We start from the raw sequence: 16,395 nt of genomic DNA on the forward strand, positions 1-16,395 counted from the left end.
CGATGGGCGTTGCCGCTCCGTATCAGCACAGGATCGGACTGCGGTGGTCCGCTGAAAAGGAATTCTTTTTTGCTTGGCCGCTGCCGAGGAGCAATTTTCGCGCGTCGCAGGGTGAGATGCGGATCATCCGCCACCGATTCTCGCCGATGGCGGATGATCCTAGGTTGCCACCTTTTATTCCGCAGCCAGTGCCAGCTGCGGTCTTTCGATGCCTTCGATCTGTTCCGGCTCCGGCGCCTGCTCGTCGGTCTTGGCCTTCTTGGGCGCGCGGGCGAAGAACAGCGCATAGCCTGCCGGCAGCACCAGGATGGTGAGCACGGTGGCGACCAGGATGCCGCCCATCATGGCGTAGGCCAGCGGCCCCCAGAAGACGGCGCGCGAGATCGGGATCAGCGCGAGCACCGCGGTCAGCGCCGTCAGCATGATCGGCCGGAAGCGGCGGACGGCCGCGCCGACAATCGCCTCCGATCGCTCCATGCCCGCCGCGATGTCCTGATCGATCTGATCGACCAGGATGATCGAGTTGCGCATGATGATGCCGAGCAGCGCAATGACGCCGAGGATGGCGACGAAGCCGAACGGCGCGCCGCTGATCAGAAGCGCTGCCGCGGCGCCGATGATGCCGAGCGGACCGGTCGCCAGCACCAGCATCGACTTGCCGAAATGCTGCAGCTGGACCATCAGCAAGACGACGATGATGGCCAGCATGATCGGCGCCTTGGCCGCGATCGAGGCCTGGCTTTCGGCCGAGTCCTCAGCACCGCCCTGGATCTCGATCTTGTAGCCGGGGGCAAGACCGGCGCGCAGGTCCTTCATGTCGTTGTACATCTTGGTGACGACGTCGTTCGACTGCACGCCGTCCGGCAGCGTGCCGCGCACGCTGATCGTGGGCAGGCGATCACGCCGCCATTCGATGCCCTGCTCCATGACGGGCACCACCTTGGCCACCTGCGACAGCGGCACCGAGCCGCCGAAGTCGGTCGGGATGTAGACCGAGTCGACCGATGAGAGCAGATGACGGCTCGCCTCCGGCTCGCGGGCGACGATCGAGACCGTCTCCTCGCCGTCGCGGAAATCGTCGAGCGGCGCGCCGGACATGGTCGCCTGCAGCATCTGGCGGATGCGCTGCGAGGTGACGCCGAGCGCGCGGGCGCGGTCCTGGTCGATGACCAGCTTCATCGCCGGCACCGGCTCCAGCCAATCGTCATGGACGGCGCCGAGCAGCGGGTTCGCCTGGAACCTTGCCTTCACCTCATCGGCGATGCGGCGCACTTCCTGTCGGTCCGGACCCATGACGCGCATCTGCACCGGCCAACCGGTCGGAGGCCCAAGGAACAGGCGGTCGACCTTGGCGCGGATCGACGGGAAATCCTTGGCCAGGATCGAGCGCAGCTTGACAATCAACCGCTCGCGCGCCGGCTCGTCCTTGGCCATCACCAGGAGCTGGGCGAAGTTCGGGTTCCTGAGCTGCTGGTCGAGCGGCAGGAAGAAGCGCGGCGCACCCTCGCCGATGTAAGTGGCGATGAAGCGCTTGTCCTGATCGTCCATCATCCTTGATTCCAGCGCCTTGGCCTGCGCCTCGACCTCCTTGATTGAGGTGCCTTCCGGCAGCCAGAGATCGACCAGGATTTCCGGGCGCGAGGACTGCGGGAAGAAGTTCTGCGGAATGAACTGGAAGGCCCAGAGACTGGTGCCGAAGGTGACCAGCGTCATCACCAAAACAATGATGCGGTGGCGCACCGCCCAAGTGACCGTCGCACGAAGCCGCCGGTAGAAGCGCGTGTCGAAGACGTCGTGATGGGTGCCGGCGTGCTTGCGCTGCTTCAGGATCATGTAGCCGAGCCACGGCGTGAAATAGACGGCGACGAACCACGACACCACCAGCGCGATGCCGACGACATAGAACAGCGTGCGCACATATTCGCCGGCGGTTGAGGCGGCGAAGCCGACCGGGATGAAGCCGGCGGTGGTGATCAGCGTCCCGGTGAGCATCGGGAAGGCGGTCGAGGAATAGGCGAAGCTTGCCGCCTCGATCTTGACCAACCCCTCTTCCAGCTTTCGCTCCATCATCTCGACGACGATCATGGCGTCGTCGACCAACAGGCCGAGCGCGATGATCAGCGCGCCGAGCGAGATGCGCTGCAGGTCGATGCCGATCTCATACATGATGGCGAAGGTGGCGGCTAAAACCAGCGGAATGGCGATCGCAATCACCAGGCCGGAGCGCCAGCCGATCGACAGGAACGAGACGACAAGCACGATGAGCAGCGCTTCGCCGAGCGCCTCCATGAACTCGTTCACGGCGTCCTTGACGACCTCCGGCTGGTCGGAGATCTGGTCGACCGCCACGCCGTAAGGCAGGCCTTCCTCGAAGCGCTTGTAGGTCGCTTCGACATCCTTGCCGACGTCCCTAACGTTAAAACCCTTGGCCATGACGACGCCGACCTGGACGCTCTCGTGGCCGTTGAAGCGATATTTGCGCTGGTAGGGATCCTCGAGGCCGGAGGTGACCGTGGCGATATCGCCGAGGCGCGTCACCTGGTTGCCGGCGCGCAGCCTCAGCTCGCGGATGTCGGCGGCCTTGGCGACGTCGCCCTCGACCGAGATGCGGACCGAGCGCAGGCCGGTGTCGACCGAGCCGGCCGGATCGACGGCGTTCTGGCCTTTCACGGCGTTCTGCAGGTCGACTATGGTCAGGCCGCGCTCGGCGAGCGCCTTGGACGAGACGTCGATGTAGATCTTCTCCGGCTGGTCGCCGATGATGACGGCCTTCTCGACGCCCGGCGTCGCCAGCAGCATGTCGCGCGCCTGGATGGTGAACTTCTTCAGCTCCGGATAGCTGAAGCCGTCGCCGCTGATCGAATGCAGCGTGATGAAGGTGTCGCCGAACTCGTCGTTGAAATAGGGGCCGAGCAGGCCCTGCGGCAGTTCATTAGCGATGTCGCCGACCTTCTTGCGCACCTGGTAGAAGGCGTCCTTCACCTCTTCGGCATTGGTGTCGCCTTTCACTTGGAGCGTGATGATGGCGCTACCGGCACGGGTGTAGGAGCGCACGAAATCGAGATGCGGCGTTTCCTGCAGCTTGCGCTCGATCTTGTTGACCACTTGGTCTTCCATGTCCTGGATCGAGGCGCCAGGCCACACCGCCTGCACCACCATGACACGGAAGGTGAAGTCCGGGTCTTCCTTCTGGCCCATGCGCATCAGGCCGAGCGCGCCGGCCAGGATGATCAGGCCGAACAGGAAGCGGGCGATGCTCGGATGTCCGATCGCCCAGCGCGAGAGGTTGAAGGGCCGCTTTTCGATGCTGCTGTCGGTGGTCATGGCGCAAGTCCAGTCCAATTGGCCGGCAAGGCACGCTTGCCCTGCTGCTCATGAATTCTCGGTCGGGCTTCCGGGCGGCGAGGCACCTCAAGCGGAGAGAGACTCGCAATCGCGTTCGAAGCGGCCGTGGCGCGGGGGATACCAACATGCCGGCATCTCACGATCGGGCGCCTGCCGCCCGGAACCCATGCCCTTCCCGGCTCGCGGCTTGCGCAGCGAGAGCGGGAAAGGCGTTCGTACGCCTGGCTAGCGCAGGCTGCTGGTGGTCGCGACGTCGCCCTCCGCCGAGGCGGACTGCTGGGCGACGTCGCCGGAAAACTTGACCTTCAGGTTTTCGGTCATGAACTGCGTGCCGGCGGCTACCACCACGTCGCCCTGCTTCAGGCCTTCGGCCACGGCGACACCGTCGGCGGTGAAATTGGCGATTTTGATCGGACGCGGATGCACCGTGTCGCTCGCACGGTCGACCGTCCAGACGATGTGCTTGCCATCCTTCTCAGCCATCGCGGTCAGCGGGATCGACACGAGCTGAGCCTTGCTGCCGACGGTCGCCGCGACATTGGCTGTCATGCCGAGCAGCACGCGCGGATCATTGGGCAGCGAAACACGAACCGCGAAGGTGCGCGACTGCGGATCGGCGCTGCCGGCCACCTCGCGGACCTTGCCGTCAAGGGTCAGCGCATCGTCCGACCAGAAGCTCGCCTTGACCTCCTTGCCCGGGCGGAACCCGGCGATGTCCATTTCGGGCACCGCAATCAGCACTTCCTTCTCGCCGTCGACGGCGACCGTCATGACAGGCGTGCCGGCGCCGACCACCTGGCCGATATCGGCGGAGATGGCGGTGACGATGCCAGCCTTGCTGGCCTTGAGATCGGTGTAGTGGACCTGGTTCTCAGCCTGGGCCAGCGTCGAACGGGCGGCATCGCGCGTCGCCACCGCCTGATCGTAGCTCAGCGTCGCCTGATCGAGCTGCGACTTCGGCGCGAAGTTCTTGGCATAGAGCTGCTCTGCGCGCTTCCTGGCGAGATCGACCGTCTCGACCTGCCGCTCGGCGGCATCGAGGCTCGCCTCAGCGCTCTTCACCGACAGCTCGTAGTCGGATGGATCGACGCGGGCGAGCACGTCGCCCTCGTTCACATGCTGGCCGATGTCGACGAGACGCTCGGTGACCTTGCCGGCGATGCGGAAGCCGAGATTCATTTCGGTGCGGGCGCGCACAGAACCGGAATAATCGAGCTGGCGAGTGGTTTGCGCCTCGCCGATCTCGACCACTTTCACCGGACGGATGACTTCCTGGACGACCGCCGCCTTCTCCTGGCTGCAGCCGGCAAGGCCGAGCGCCGCGATGACGAGGCCGGCGACCGGGAGGCCGGCGACTGATAGCCTGCGGAGGATGGAATTGGACAAAGACACCTTAGCACTCCCGAACTGGAAATGAACGTCGACCGGCACCCGGCGGGCAGCGGCTATTTCAAGGCTCTGATTGCGTATTCGATGAGGTCGTCGGGCATCGCCCGGTTGGTCTTGGCAAGGCACTGCGCGACCATCTGCGGATGGCACAGAATGACGGTGGCGGCGCCGAAGCAGCGCGACGCAATCACAGGGTCCTGCTTCCTGAACTCGCCGGCCTCGATGCCCTCGCGGATCACCTCGGCGAACAGGTCGTGGATGCGATCGACATGCTTGTCGATGACGCCCCAGTCGCGTTCGAGCGCAACGATGACCATCTCGTGGACCTTCTGGTCGTCGAGCATGACTTCCAGCGTCATCTTGTATTGCGCATGCACATAGCGGCGCAGCCGCTCCTCGGCGCTGAGCGGCAGGCGCGAGATCTCGTAAGCCATCGCGTAGCTGGCGCCGAGCATGCGACCGCAAACGGCCTGGTGGATTTCCACCTTGGAGGCGAAGAAACGGTAGATGTTGGCCGGCGACATGCCGAGCTCGCGGGCAATGTCTGCGACGTTGGTCTTGCCGTAGCCGTAGTGCCGGAACAGGCGTTCGGCGCAGTCGAGAATGCGGGTCACATTCTCCTGTCTAGCGGGATCGGCCACGATGTTGGCGGCTTCTGACATGACGCTTTCGTTTGACGAGTGACGAATTTCAATTTTCATCACTCGTAAATCGAAAGAAGTGAGATGTCAACGCGAAATCGACGTACGCGTATAATTGGTGACAGATGGTGACAGCGGGGAGCTGTTTAAGAGTGAAAGGGCGATATGCCGCGATCCTTCGCGCCCCCCTCTGTTCGGCAGGACAGAGGGGGGCGCTGTCCCGCCGACGTCGAACTTGGCCTCGCCGAGCTACGCTCCCTTCGCCATTTCCCGCAGCCGGAACTTCTGGATCTTCCCCGTCGAAGTCTTCGGGATCTCGGCGAATACCACCGCTTTCGGCACCTTGAAGCGGGCAAGCAACCCTCGGCAATGCTCGATCATCTCGGCTTCGGTGGCGGTCTTGCCGGGCTTCAGCTCGACATAGGCGACCGGCACCTCGCCCCATTTCTCGTCGGCACGGGCAACCACGCCGCAGGAGGCGACGGAAGGATGCTTGTAGAGCGCGTCTTCGACCTCGATCGACGAGATGTTCTCGCCGCCCGAGATGATGATGTCCTTGGAGCGGTCCTTGAGCTGGATGTAGCCGTCGGGGTGCATGACGCCGAGGTCGCCGGAGTGGAACCAGCCGCCGGTAAAGGCCTCGTCGGTCGCGTTGCGGTTCTTCAGATAGCCCTTCATGACGATGTTGCCGCGGAACATGACCTCGCCGATGGTCTCGCCGTCGGCCGGCGTCTCCGTCATCGTCTCCGGGTTCATCACCGTGAGCCCCTCGAGTGCGGCATAGCGCACGCCCTGGCGTGCCTTCTTCGCCGTCCTCGGCCCTTTCTCGAGTTCATCCCACTCATTGTGCCATTCGTTGACGACGGCTGGCCCGTAAGTCTCGGTCAGGCCGTAGAGATGGGTCACGCCGAAGCCGGCATCGGCCATGCCGGAGAGCACGGCCTCCGGCGGCGGGGCGGCAGCCGTGTTGAAGGTTACCATCTGTTGGAACTGGCGCTTGTCCTCGTCCTTCGCGTTGATCAGCACCGACATGACGATCGGCGCGCCGCAAAGATGGGTGACGCCGTGGTCGGCGATCGCATCATAGATCGGCTTTGCCCGCACCCAGCGCAGGCAGACATGGGTGCCGGCTTGCACGGCAAGCGTCCAGGGAAAGCACCAGCCGTTGCAGTGGAACATCGGCAGCGTCCAGAGATAGACCGCGTGCTTGGCCATGCCGGCATGGATGGTGTTGGTGTAGGCCATCAGAGCTGCGCCGCGATGGTGGTAGACGACGCCCTTCGGATTGCCGGTGGTGCCTGAGGTGTAGTTGAGCGAGATGGCATCCCACTCGTCGTCGGGCATCGACCAGGCGAAGGCTTCGTCGCCGCCGGCCAGAAAATCCTCATAGTCGAGCGTGCCGATCCGCCCGCCCTTCGGATAGGGCGCGTCGGCGGCATAGTCGGGGTCGTCATAGTCGATGACCAATGGCTTGGCCTTGGCCAATGCCAGCGCTTCCCTGACCACTCCGGAGAATTCGCGGTCGACGATCAGCACCTTGGTGTCGGCATGGTCGAGCTGGAAGGCAATCACGGCGGCATCGAGGCGGGTGTTCAGCGAGTGCAGCACCGCTCTGGTCATCGGCACGCCGAAATGCGCCTCCAGCATCGGCGGCGTGTTCGACAGCATCACCGTCACGGTATCGCCCTTGCCGATGCCGCGTTTCGAAAGCGCCGAGGCGAGCTTCAGCGAGCGCCGCCAGAAATCGCGATAGGAGATGCGCTGGCTGCCATGGATGATGGCGACGTGGTCGGGATAGGTCTTGGCCGCGCGCTCAAGATAGGTGAGCGGCGTCAGCGGCTGGTGGTTGGCAGCGTTCCGGTCGAGATTTGTATCGTAGGGATTGGCCATCCCATCCTCCCCAAAAGTCTTTTCGAGCTTTCTAACCATTGCCCGGCGATCATGCCATCCCCCCTGAACGACCGGGAAATGCTATGATATGAGCGCCCGGTAGAATGGCTGTCTCGATCAAGCCGCGCCGGAGGGCGATTACACCGGCCATCGAGATTTGACTTTTGTCGAGAGCCGTGACTAATGTCAGCCGAGGAGGCGGCATGGCGATCAGACCGGCAGAACAGCTCATCCACAAGGCCGCCTGGCTCTACTATGCCCATGGCCTTCGGCAGGACGAAGTGGCGAACCAGCTCAAGATTTCGCGCGCGTCGGTCGCCATGTATCTGCGCAAGGCGCGCGAGACCGGCATCGTCAACATCTCGACCTCGACGCAGCTCTTCACCGACGACGTCATGGCGCGCAAGGTTGAGGATGCCTTCAAGCTCGACGCCGTCTGGATCGCCCCGGAAAACGCCTATGTCGCCGATCCGTCGACCGACATCGCGGTGCTGGCGGCAAGCGTCTTCCTCGAATTGGTGAAGAAGGGCGACCGTATCGGAGTCGCCTGGGGCCGCACCGTCTACACCATCGCCGACATCATGTCCTATGCCGACCTGCAGGACGTCACCGTGGTGCAGCTCTGCGGCAATCTCGGCGCGCCCTATTCCTATCGGCCTGACCAGTGCACGATGGAAATCGCGCGGCGGCTCAACGCCAAGGGCCTCAATTTCTACGCACCGCTGGTGCTGTCGAGCGAGGCACTGGCGCAGGGCCTGCGCGCCGAGCCGGTGATCCGCGACCAGCTTACCGGCGTCAGCGATTGCGACCTCGCGCTCTACTCAGTGGGCGCGGTCGACGCCGACAGCCATCTGGTGAAATGCGGCGCGCTGACCCCGGCCGAAATGACGGCGCTGCGCAGCCAAGGTGCAGCCGGCGTCATTGCCGGGCAGGTCATCGACGCCAACGGCGAAGTGCTCGACTGCGATTACAACCGGCGTGTCATCTCCGCCGAGCTCGCCTCGCTGCGCGCTATCGGCAAGCGGCTGATGGTGGTGCAGGAGGACAGTAAGTTCGAGCCGCTGCTCGCCGCGATAGCCGGCGGGCTCTGCACGCATCTGGTGATCGGCGCGCATATGGCCGGGCGTCTTCTCGACCACGCCGGCGCGGCAAGCAAGATGGCCTCCTAGAACCTTCCTCGCCACGACTGTCATCAAAGCGTCGCGGCTTCCTGTTCATGAGCAACAAAAAGACGAAATCGGACGGAACGACATGAAGAACCTTTGGAATGACGCCGACGCGGAAAAGATGGTTGCCGACTACGCCAAGAAAGGTGTCGGCCGCGACCTTGCGCTGCGCGTCTACACGACACGCCTGCTCGGCGGCGAGCCTCGGCTGGTGCTGCATGGCGGCGGCAACACCTCGTGCAAGACCAAGGCCACCGACCTGGTCGGCGACGAATGGGACGTGCTCTGCGTCAAGGGCAGCGGCTGGGACATGGCCGTGATCGAACCGCAAGGGCTGCCCGCGGTGAAGATGGGCGCGCTGCTCAAGGCGCGCGCACTCGACAATCTCTCCGATGAGGACATGGTGGCACTGCAGCGCTCCAACCTCATCGACCCCGCCTCCCCCAACCCGTCGGTCGAAACACTGCTGCATGCCTTCCTGCCGCATAAATTCGTCGACCACACGCATTCGACGGCGATCCTTGCCATCGTCGACCAGGAGGACAGCAAGGCGCTGGTGGCCAAGGTGTTCGGCGACAAGATGGGCTATGTGCCCTACATCAAGCCGGGCTTCGACCTCGCCAAGGTCGCCGCGGAAGTTTTTGACGCCGACCCCAGCGTCGAAGGCCTGATCCTCGACAAGCACGGCATCTTCACCTTCGGCGACGACGCCAGGCAGGCCTACGACCGGATGATCCACTATGTGAACGTCGCCGAGGAGTATGTCGCGAAGAACGGCAAGCCGCAGGCGGCCAAGGCGGCGCTCCCGGCGAAGCTCGCCAGGCCAGGCGACATCGCGCCGACGCTGCGCGGCGCTGTCGCGGTGGCACGCGGCGAAGGCCGCTTCGACCGTATGATCAGCGACTTCCGTACCTCGGACGCGATCGTCGATTTCATCAATTCGGCAAAGATCGCCGACTATGCCGGCCGCGGCGTGTCGACGCCGGACCTGTCGATCCGCATCAAGACCGGTCCGATGGCGGTGCCCGCGCCGGACGCCGACAAGCTCGGCGAGTACAAGGCGGCGATCCGCAGCCATGTCGAGGCCTTCGCCAAGAACTACCGCGCCTATTTCGAAACCAATGACGCGCTGGACGACGTCAAGCGCACCATGCTCGACCCGATGCCGCGCCTGACGCTGGTGCCAGGGCTGGGCATGTTCGGCCATGGCCGCACGCTGAAGGATGCCAAGATCGCCTCGGATGTCGGCGAGATGTGGATCGAAGCGGTGCGCGGCGCCGAAGCCATCGGCAATTTCCAGCCGCTCTCCAAGTCGGACCTCTTCCCGCTCGAATACTGGTCGCTGGAGCAGGCCAAGCTCGCCTCCAACAAGCCGAAGCCGCTGACCGGCCAGGTGGTGCTGATCACTGGCGGCGCAGGCGCGATCGGCGCGGCGACAGCAAAACTGTTCGCTGCGAATGGCGCGCATGCCGTCATCGTTGATCTCGATCCGGCCAAGGCCGCCGAGGCGGCGAAGGCGGCCGGCAACAACTCGATCGGCGTCGGCGCCGATATCACCAACCCGGCCGAGATGCGCGCCGCCTTCGACAAGGCGGTCGCCGTCTATGGCGGCGTCGACATCCTGGTCTCGAACGCAGGTGCGGCCTGGGAAGGAAGGATCGGTGAGCTCGACGACGCTCTCCTGCGCAAGAGCTTCGAGCTCAACTTCTTCGCCCACCAGTCGGCGGCGCAAAACGCCGTGCGCATCATGCTGGAACAGGGCACGGGCGGCGTGCTGCTCTTCAACACCTCCAAGCAGGCGGTCAATCCCGGGCCGAAATTCGGCGCCTACGGCTTGCCCAAGGCGGCGACGCTGTTCCTGTCGAGGCAATACGCGCTGGACTATGGCGCGCAGGGCATCCGCTCCAACGCGGTCAATGCCGATCGCATCCGCTCCGGCCTTCTGACCGACGCGATGATCGCCAGCCGTTCCGGCGCGCGCGGCGTCTCGGAGAAGGAATACATGTCCGGCAATCTGCTCGGGCAGGAAGTGACGGCCGACGACGTGGCGCAGGCCTTCCTGCATCAGGCGCTGGCCGAACGCACCACCGCCGACGTGACGACGGTGGACGGCGGCAACATCGCGGCGGCGCTGCGCTGAAGACGTAAAGACGCCCCCGGACTGGTTCGTCGTTTTACGAAAACGACGAACCGCTCCCTCTCCTTGTCTTGACGCAGTTCCGGACGGAAGCCCGTTTCACACTTCTGCTGGAAAACTGCTCTAACTGGTCAAAATCCGCTCAAATCCTTCGCTTATTGCTCGAACAGCTTTAAGGGGTGCCTTGCGCCTCTCATGCGACACAAGGCCGGAGCCGGTATGCAATCCAGGGAAGTGCCCTATTTCAGCCAATGGGAAACACCCGACATGACCCTGCCGCTGCTCGCGGAAGGGGTGGCGGCTCTGCACCGCGACCCGCTTTGGCGCAACTCGGGCGCCGAGACGGTCGAGGACTACGCCCGCTGGGCCGTCAATGTCTGCGGCATGGCCTGCCTGAAGATGATCCTGGCCGCGCGCGGTGAAATCCACCCCACATTGGAACTTGCCCGCGCCTGCACGACCTATGGCGGCTATGTCGTCAATGAGATCGATGGTACGATCAAAGGGCTGATCTATGAGCCCTTCGTCTGGTTCGTCCGCGAACGTTTCAGCCTCTCCGCCGAGACGATGACGAATGTCGATATGGCCATGGTGCCCCGACTTCTTTCCAGGTGGCGCTATTTCATCGCCTCGGTGCATCCCGGGATCCGCTGGCCCGAGCGCGAGCCGCCATCGAAGGGCGGACATCTGGTTCTGGTGACGGCAGCCTCGCCGAGCGAAATCCGCTTCCACAACCCGTCCGGCCACGATCCTCAGAGCCAGACGGACGTCACGCTGCCGCTCGCCAGCTTCGACCGCTTTTTCGCCCGGCGCGGCATCGCCGTCGGGTTCTGATCTTGAGCATTGTGGAGATGTCGATGGCCGAGAAAAGACTGCGTATCGGTGTGCTCTTTGGCGGGCGCTCCGCCGAGCACGACGTGTCGTTGCTTTCGGCGACCAATGTGATGCGCGCGCTGGAGCCGGCGAAATACGATGCTGTTCCGATCTTCGTCAGCCGCGAAGGGCAATGGCTGCTGAGCCGCTTCGAGGACGGCGCGCTGGCGAAACCTTCAAGTGGAGTAGAGCTCTGTCTGGTGCCGGGCGGACATGGACGGATGCTGGCCGTCCCGGCCGACGGGCTGCCTCACGAACTGCCTGCAATCGACATCCTGTTTCCCGTCCTGCACGGTCTCCATGGCGAGGACGGCGCCGTGCAGGGCCTGGCGGAAGTGGCGCGCGTGCCGCTTGCCGGCTGCGGCATCCTGGGCTCGGCCACGGCCCTCGACAAGGATATCGCCAAGCGGCTGCTGAAGGCAGCGGGAGTGCCTGTCGCGCGTTCGGTGACGATCGACGCGGGCGCAGCACCTTCCCTCGCCGTGCTGGAAGATCAGCTTGGTCTGCCGCTGTTCATCAAGCCGGCGCGGCAAGGCTCGTCGGTTGGCGTCGCAAAGGTCAACGCCAGCCAGGAATTCGATCGGGCGCTCGAGGAAGCCTTCCAGCACGATCGCAAACTGCTGGCGGAGGAATTCGTTCGTGGCCGCGAGATCGAGTACAGCGTGCTGGAAGATCCCGAAGGCGAACTCTTCGTCTCACGACCGGGGGAGATCGTGCCCGCCGAAAGTCACGGCTTCTACGACTACAATGCCAAGTATATCGACGAAAATGGCGCGGCATTGATCGTGCCTGCCGAACTGCCGCCGGAGGTCGAGGACGCCATGCGCGACATGGCCGCCAAGGCCTTCAGGGCCGTCGGTTGCGATGGGATGGCCCGTGTCGACTTTTTCCTGATGCCGGACATGACGTTCCTGGTCAACGAACTCAACACCATTCCTGGCTTCACCGACATCAGCATGTACGCCAAGGCCATGGCGGCAAGCGGCATCAGCTACCCGGAGGTCATCGACCGCCTGGTGGCGCATGGGCTGGCGCGTGCTGCGCGATCGGCCTGAAACAGAAAGAGCGACCCAAGAGCCGCTCCTTCACTGGTACTGGCGTCGCTTTAACCCGCCCACGCGAGGCGCTCTGATCATATTTCGCCGGTCAGCGCCGCCCCTCATTGCCCTGCCGGGCATTTCTCCCCGTAAAGTGACGGGGAGAAAGACGCCGTCATCGATGGTTTCGCTAACTGTCGCCGTTGCAGAATGAGGCGCCAGCTTACTTCGCGTTCGGGTTCGGCATCCAGGCAGGCATGGCGACATCGGCATGGGCGAACTGCGGCAGCTTGGCCGACAGGTCCTCCATGTTCTTGATGTCCTTGTCGACCAGCTCCTTCTGGGTGATCAGCGTCGGCGGCACGATGACGTTGTGGCCGGGATCCTCGCCTGCGAGTAGTTGCGCCAGGGCCCTCACCGAAACCTGGCCGACGACAGCCGGATTGGTGGCGGCGGTCGCCGCCCAGGCGCTGTCCGGTTCGCGCATCGCGGCGATGTCGGAGGTCGAGATGTCGGCCGAGTAGATCTTGATGCCCTTGTTCAGCCCTGCCTCGTCGACGGCGATCTTCACGCCCTTGGCGAACTCGTCATAGGGGGCGAACATCACCTTGATATCGGGATGCGCCTGCAGCACCGAGCGTGCCTGGTTGGCGACGGAATTGGCGATCGGGTTGTCGAGCGTGCCGAACATGGCAACCTCGCTGATGCCCGAATGCTTCTTCTTCACGTCGACCCAGGTTTCGTTGCGTCGGTCGAGCGGAGCGATGCCGGCGACATAGACATAGCCGGCCTTCCAGCTGTCGCCATTGTCCGTGACCGCCTGCTCGAGGGCGAGCCGCGCAAGGTCGCGGTCGGACTGCTCGATCTGCGGGATCTTCGGGTTCTCGACATTGACGTCGAAGGCGACGACCTTGATGCCGGCGTCGACCGCGCGCTGGGCGGCGTCCTTCATCGATTCCGTCAGGCCGTGCTGAATGATGATGCCCTGCACGCCGAGCGCGATCGCCTGGTCGACCATGTCGGCCTGGAGCGCCGCGTCCTGGCGGCTGTCCAGCACGCGCAGGTCGACGCCGAGCGCCTTGGCCTGCGCCTCGACGCCGGAGAGATAGGCCTGGAAGAAGTCACCGGTCGAGAGATAGCGCACCAGCGCGATCTTGACGCCCGGCTTGTCGAACGGCGCCGGGCGGTCGGCCGCCAATGCAGTCCCCTGCATCAGCAGCGCCGCGCCTGCAAGGCCGAGCGCGGCCTTCCCCAAAAGTCTTCTTGTGATGCTCACTTTTTCCTCCGTTGTTTTCTCATCAATGCCCCGGTCGAAACTATCTCTTGCCCCTGCCGGAAAGGGCGAAGGTGAAGACAAGGGCGACGACCAGAACCGCGCCCTTGACGAAATCCTGCGTGTAGTACGGGGCATTCATCATCGTCAGGCCTTGCAGCAGGACGCCGACGAACACCGCGCCGACGGCGGTGCCGAAGGCGTTGGGCTTGGCGGCGCCAAGCACCGCGTAGCCGATGAGCGCCGCCGCGACTGCGTCGAGCAGCAGATTATTACCCGAGGCGATGTCGCCGCGTCCAAGCCGGGCGGCGAGCAAAATCCCGCCGATCGAGGCAAAAACTCCCGAAATGACGTAGGCGCAGATTTTGTATGCCTTGACAGGCGCGCCGGCGAGTTCGGCGGCGCGTTCATTGCTGCCGACCGCATACATCATGCGGCCGAAGCGGGTGTATTCGAGGAAGAACCAGATCAGCACGGCCAGCACGACGAGCACCACCACCGAGACCGGGATCAGGCTCGGGATGAAGAAGTCGATGCGGTGGCGGCCAAGCGCCAGGAAGGCTTCCGAGAACTTGCCGTTGGCGACCGAGCCGTCGGGCATGGTCATGCCGGTGGCGATGGACCGGCCCTCGGTCGGAATGCGCTGCAGGCCGAGGAGCAGGAACATCATGCCCAGCGTCGCCAAAAGATCGGGCACGCGCATGTAGACGATCAGCCAGCCATTGATCAGGCCGACGACCACGCCGATGACCAGGCAGGCGATGACGGCGACGATGGCGTTCTGCTCCAGCACCACCATGGCATAGGAGGCAGCCATCATGGCGCTGGTGGCGACCGAGCCGATCGAGAGATCAAAACCGCCGACGACGAGTGTCGCGGTGACGCCGAGCGCCAGCACGCCGGTGATCGCCACCGACTGGAAGATGAAGACTGCGCTTTGCGGCGAGGCGAAGCCGTCGGCGGCGATCGCGAAATAGGCGATCAGCCCGACAAGCAGGACGATGAAACCATAGCGGATGGCATAGTCGCGCAATGTCATCGAACGCTCCCGCGCTGTCGCCCTCTCCGCCAAACTTGAACTCATGCCTGCACTCCAAATCTCGTCATCCGGATCTCACGCCGCGCTGGTGAGCGGCCCGCCGGCCACCTCGGCCAGTAACCGATCGAGGTCGATGTCGGCGTTCCTGTGCTCTCCGACGATCGTGTGTTCCGACATCACCAGGATACGGTCGGCGGTCTCCAGCGCCTCGTCGAGCTCGGTGACGAAGATGAGCGTGGCGCGACCGTCGGCATTTGCCCTGAGCTTCGCCGCGATGTCGCGCCTTGCCGAGATGTCGACGCCCTGGAACGGCTCGTCGAGGATAAACAGGCGCGAGGCCTGCGACATCCAGCGCGCCACCATCACCTTCTGCTGGTTGCCGCCCGACAGCGCCGAGAGCTCGTCCTTCTCAGAGCGGCAGACGATGCCGAGTTCGTCGATCTGGCGGCGGGCGGCGATGCGCTCGGCGCGGCGCCTCATGACGCTGAAGTCCGACATGCGCTTGAGGAAAGGTAGGCTGATGTTGCGCTCGATGTTGAAGCCGCTGACGATGCCGCTCATCGCGCGGTCCTTGGCGACGAGGAAGACGCCGGCGGCGATCGCCGCTCGCGCCGAGTGAGGCGCATAGGGTTGGCCATCCATATGCATGGTGCCGGCAAGCGGCCTGCGCACGCCGAACAGCGTTTCGGCGAGCGCCGTCTTGCCGACGCCTACAAGGCCGGTGATTGCTACCACTTCGCCGGCCCCGAGCGTCATCGAGATCGGTTTCGCGCCTTGCGCCAGTTGCAAGCCCTCGGCGGTGAAGACCGCGCTCGCCGAACTTCTGGCGACGACGCGGTCGAGATGGATCTTACGGCCGAGCATGGCGTTGACCGCGCCTTCATAGTCGAGCGGCTTCCGATCGAAGACGCCGGAAATAGCGCCGTCGCGCATCGAGACGATGCGGTCGGCAAGCCGCCTGATGTCGGACATGCGGTGCGAGATGTAGAGGATGGCGACGCCCTGCCCGCGCAGCCGGTCGATCAGCGAAAACAGTCGGTCAGCTTCGGCGCTCGACAGCGAGGAGGTCGGCTCGTCGAGGATCAGCACCTTCGGCTGGTGCGCCATGGCGCGGGCGATGGCCACCATCTGCCGGTCGGCGAGCGTGAGGTCTGCGACACGCGCCCTGAGGTCGATGGTAAGCCCCATGCGGTCGGCGACGGCCTTGGCTTCGGCGCGGACGTTGCTCGGCTTGAACAAAACCGTGGCGCCTTTGCCGCTCAGCCTATCCAGCGTCAGATTGGTGGCGACGTCGAGATCGGCCACCACGCCGTCATTGATGTTCTGATGCACGGTGACGACGCCGGCGCGGATCGCTTCGGCCGGCGTGCGGGGATCGAAGGCGTCGCCGGCCAGCCGCATCATGCCGCCGCTGCGCTCATAGACGCCGCTGACGATCTTGACCAGGGTGGATTTGCCGGCGCCGTTGGCGCCCATCAGCACCGTGACCTCGCCTGCATAAAGGTCGAGCGAGATGCCGCCAAGCACCTCGTTCTGGCCAAAGGATTTCCTCAGGCCCTCCACACGGAACACGGCATCTGCGCCCATTCGTTCCTCCCTGGCCTG

At 64.3% G+C, this 16,395-nt stretch carries 11 protein-coding genes; 4 read left to right on the forward strand and 7 right to left on the reverse strand.

Features of this window, described 5'->3' with window-relative positions; genetic code table 11:
* Positions 1-174 precede the first annotated feature (174 nt).
* The 4 genes from ABID26_RS04385 to ABID26_RS04400 all read right to left on the reverse strand — a co-directional run bounded on the left by ABID26_RS04385 (position 175) and on the right by ABID26_RS04400 (position 7,265).
* Positions 175-3,324, reverse strand: a complete 3,150-nt coding sequence (locus ABID26_RS04385; RefSeq protein ID WP_354414043.1) for an efflux RND transporter permease subunit — start codon at positions 3,322-3,324, stop codon at positions 175-177.
* 246 nt (positions 3,325-3,570) lie between these two features.
* Positions 3,571-4,737 (reverse strand): efflux RND transporter periplasmic adaptor subunit, encoded by a 1,167-nt coding sequence (locus ABID26_RS04390; protein WP_292372497.1) that lies wholly within the window; start codon positions 4,735-4,737, stop codon positions 3,571-3,573.
* Positions 4,738-4,790: 53 nt separating this feature from the next.
* Entirely contained in the window at positions 4,791-5,396 is a 606-nt protein-coding gene (locus tag ABID26_RS04395) for a TetR family transcriptional regulator (RefSeq protein ID WP_126101585.1), read from the reverse strand.
* Positions 5,397-5,624: 228 nt separating this feature from the next.
* On the reverse strand, positions 5,625-7,265 hold the full coding sequence (locus tag ABID26_RS04400; RefSeq protein ID WP_126101586.1) for an acyl-CoA synthetase: 1,641 nt from the start codon (positions 7,263-7,265) through the stop codon (positions 5,625-5,627).
* 203 nt (positions 7,266-7,468) lie between these two features.
* Here ABID26_RS04400 and ABID26_RS04405 point away from each other — a divergent pair, with 203 nt between their 5' ends.
* The 4 genes from ABID26_RS04405 to ABID26_RS04420 all read left to right on the forward strand — a co-directional run bounded on the left by ABID26_RS04405 (position 7,469) and on the right by ABID26_RS04420 (position 12,496).
* The gene (locus ABID26_RS04405) at positions 7,469-8,434 is read left to right on the forward strand and encodes a sugar-binding transcriptional regulator (RefSeq protein ID WP_292340051.1); all 966 of its coding nucleotides are present in this window, start codon (positions 7,469-7,471) and stop codon (positions 8,432-8,434) included.
* An 82-nt stretch (positions 8,435-8,516) separates the two neighbouring features.
* Entirely contained in the window at positions 8,517-10,571 is a 2,055-nt protein-coding gene (locus ABID26_RS04410; RefSeq protein ID WP_292340050.1) for a bifunctional aldolase/short-chain dehydrogenase, read from the forward strand.
* A gap of 216 nt (positions 10,572-10,787) precedes the next feature.
* The gene (locus ABID26_RS04415) at positions 10,788-11,402 is read left to right on the forward strand and encodes a hypothetical protein (protein WP_354414047.1); all 615 of its coding nucleotides are present in this window, start codon (positions 10,788-10,790) and stop codon (positions 11,400-11,402) included.
* A gap of 17 nt (positions 11,403-11,419) precedes the next feature.
* Entirely contained in the window at positions 11,420-12,496 is a 1,077-nt protein-coding gene (locus ABID26_RS04420) for a D-alanine--D-alanine ligase family protein (protein WP_354414244.1), read from the forward strand.
* 205 nt (positions 12,497-12,701) lie between these two features.
* Here the strand turns inward: ABID26_RS04420 and ABID26_RS04425 are convergent, their stop codons facing one another.
* From ABID26_RS04425 to ABID26_RS04435, 3 genes are all read right to left on the reverse strand, one after another.
* Positions 12,702-13,754, reverse strand: a complete 1,053-nt coding sequence (locus ABID26_RS04425; protein ID WP_126101591.1) for a substrate-binding domain-containing protein — start codon at positions 13,752-13,754, stop codon at positions 12,702-12,704.
* A 40-nt stretch (positions 13,755-13,794) separates the two neighbouring features.
* A complete protein-coding gene (locus ABID26_RS04430; protein WP_292340048.1) occupies positions 13,795-14,790 on the reverse strand; it encodes an ABC transporter permease in 996 nt (331 codons plus the stop codon).
* A gap of 75 nt (positions 14,791-14,865) precedes the next feature.
* Positions 14,866-16,377 carry a sugar ABC transporter ATP-binding protein gene (locus ABID26_RS04435; RefSeq protein ID WP_354414052.1) on the reverse strand — a complete coding sequence of 504 codons (1,512 nt, stop codon included), beginning with the start codon at positions 16,375-16,377 and terminating at the stop codon, positions 14,866-14,868.
* Positions 16,378-16,395 lie beyond the last annotated feature (18 nt).

The organism is Mesorhizobium shonense (assembly GCF_040545255.1).
Lineage (GTDB): Bacteria > Pseudomonadota > Alphaproteobacteria > Rhizobiales > Rhizobiaceae > Mesorhizobium > Mesorhizobium shonense.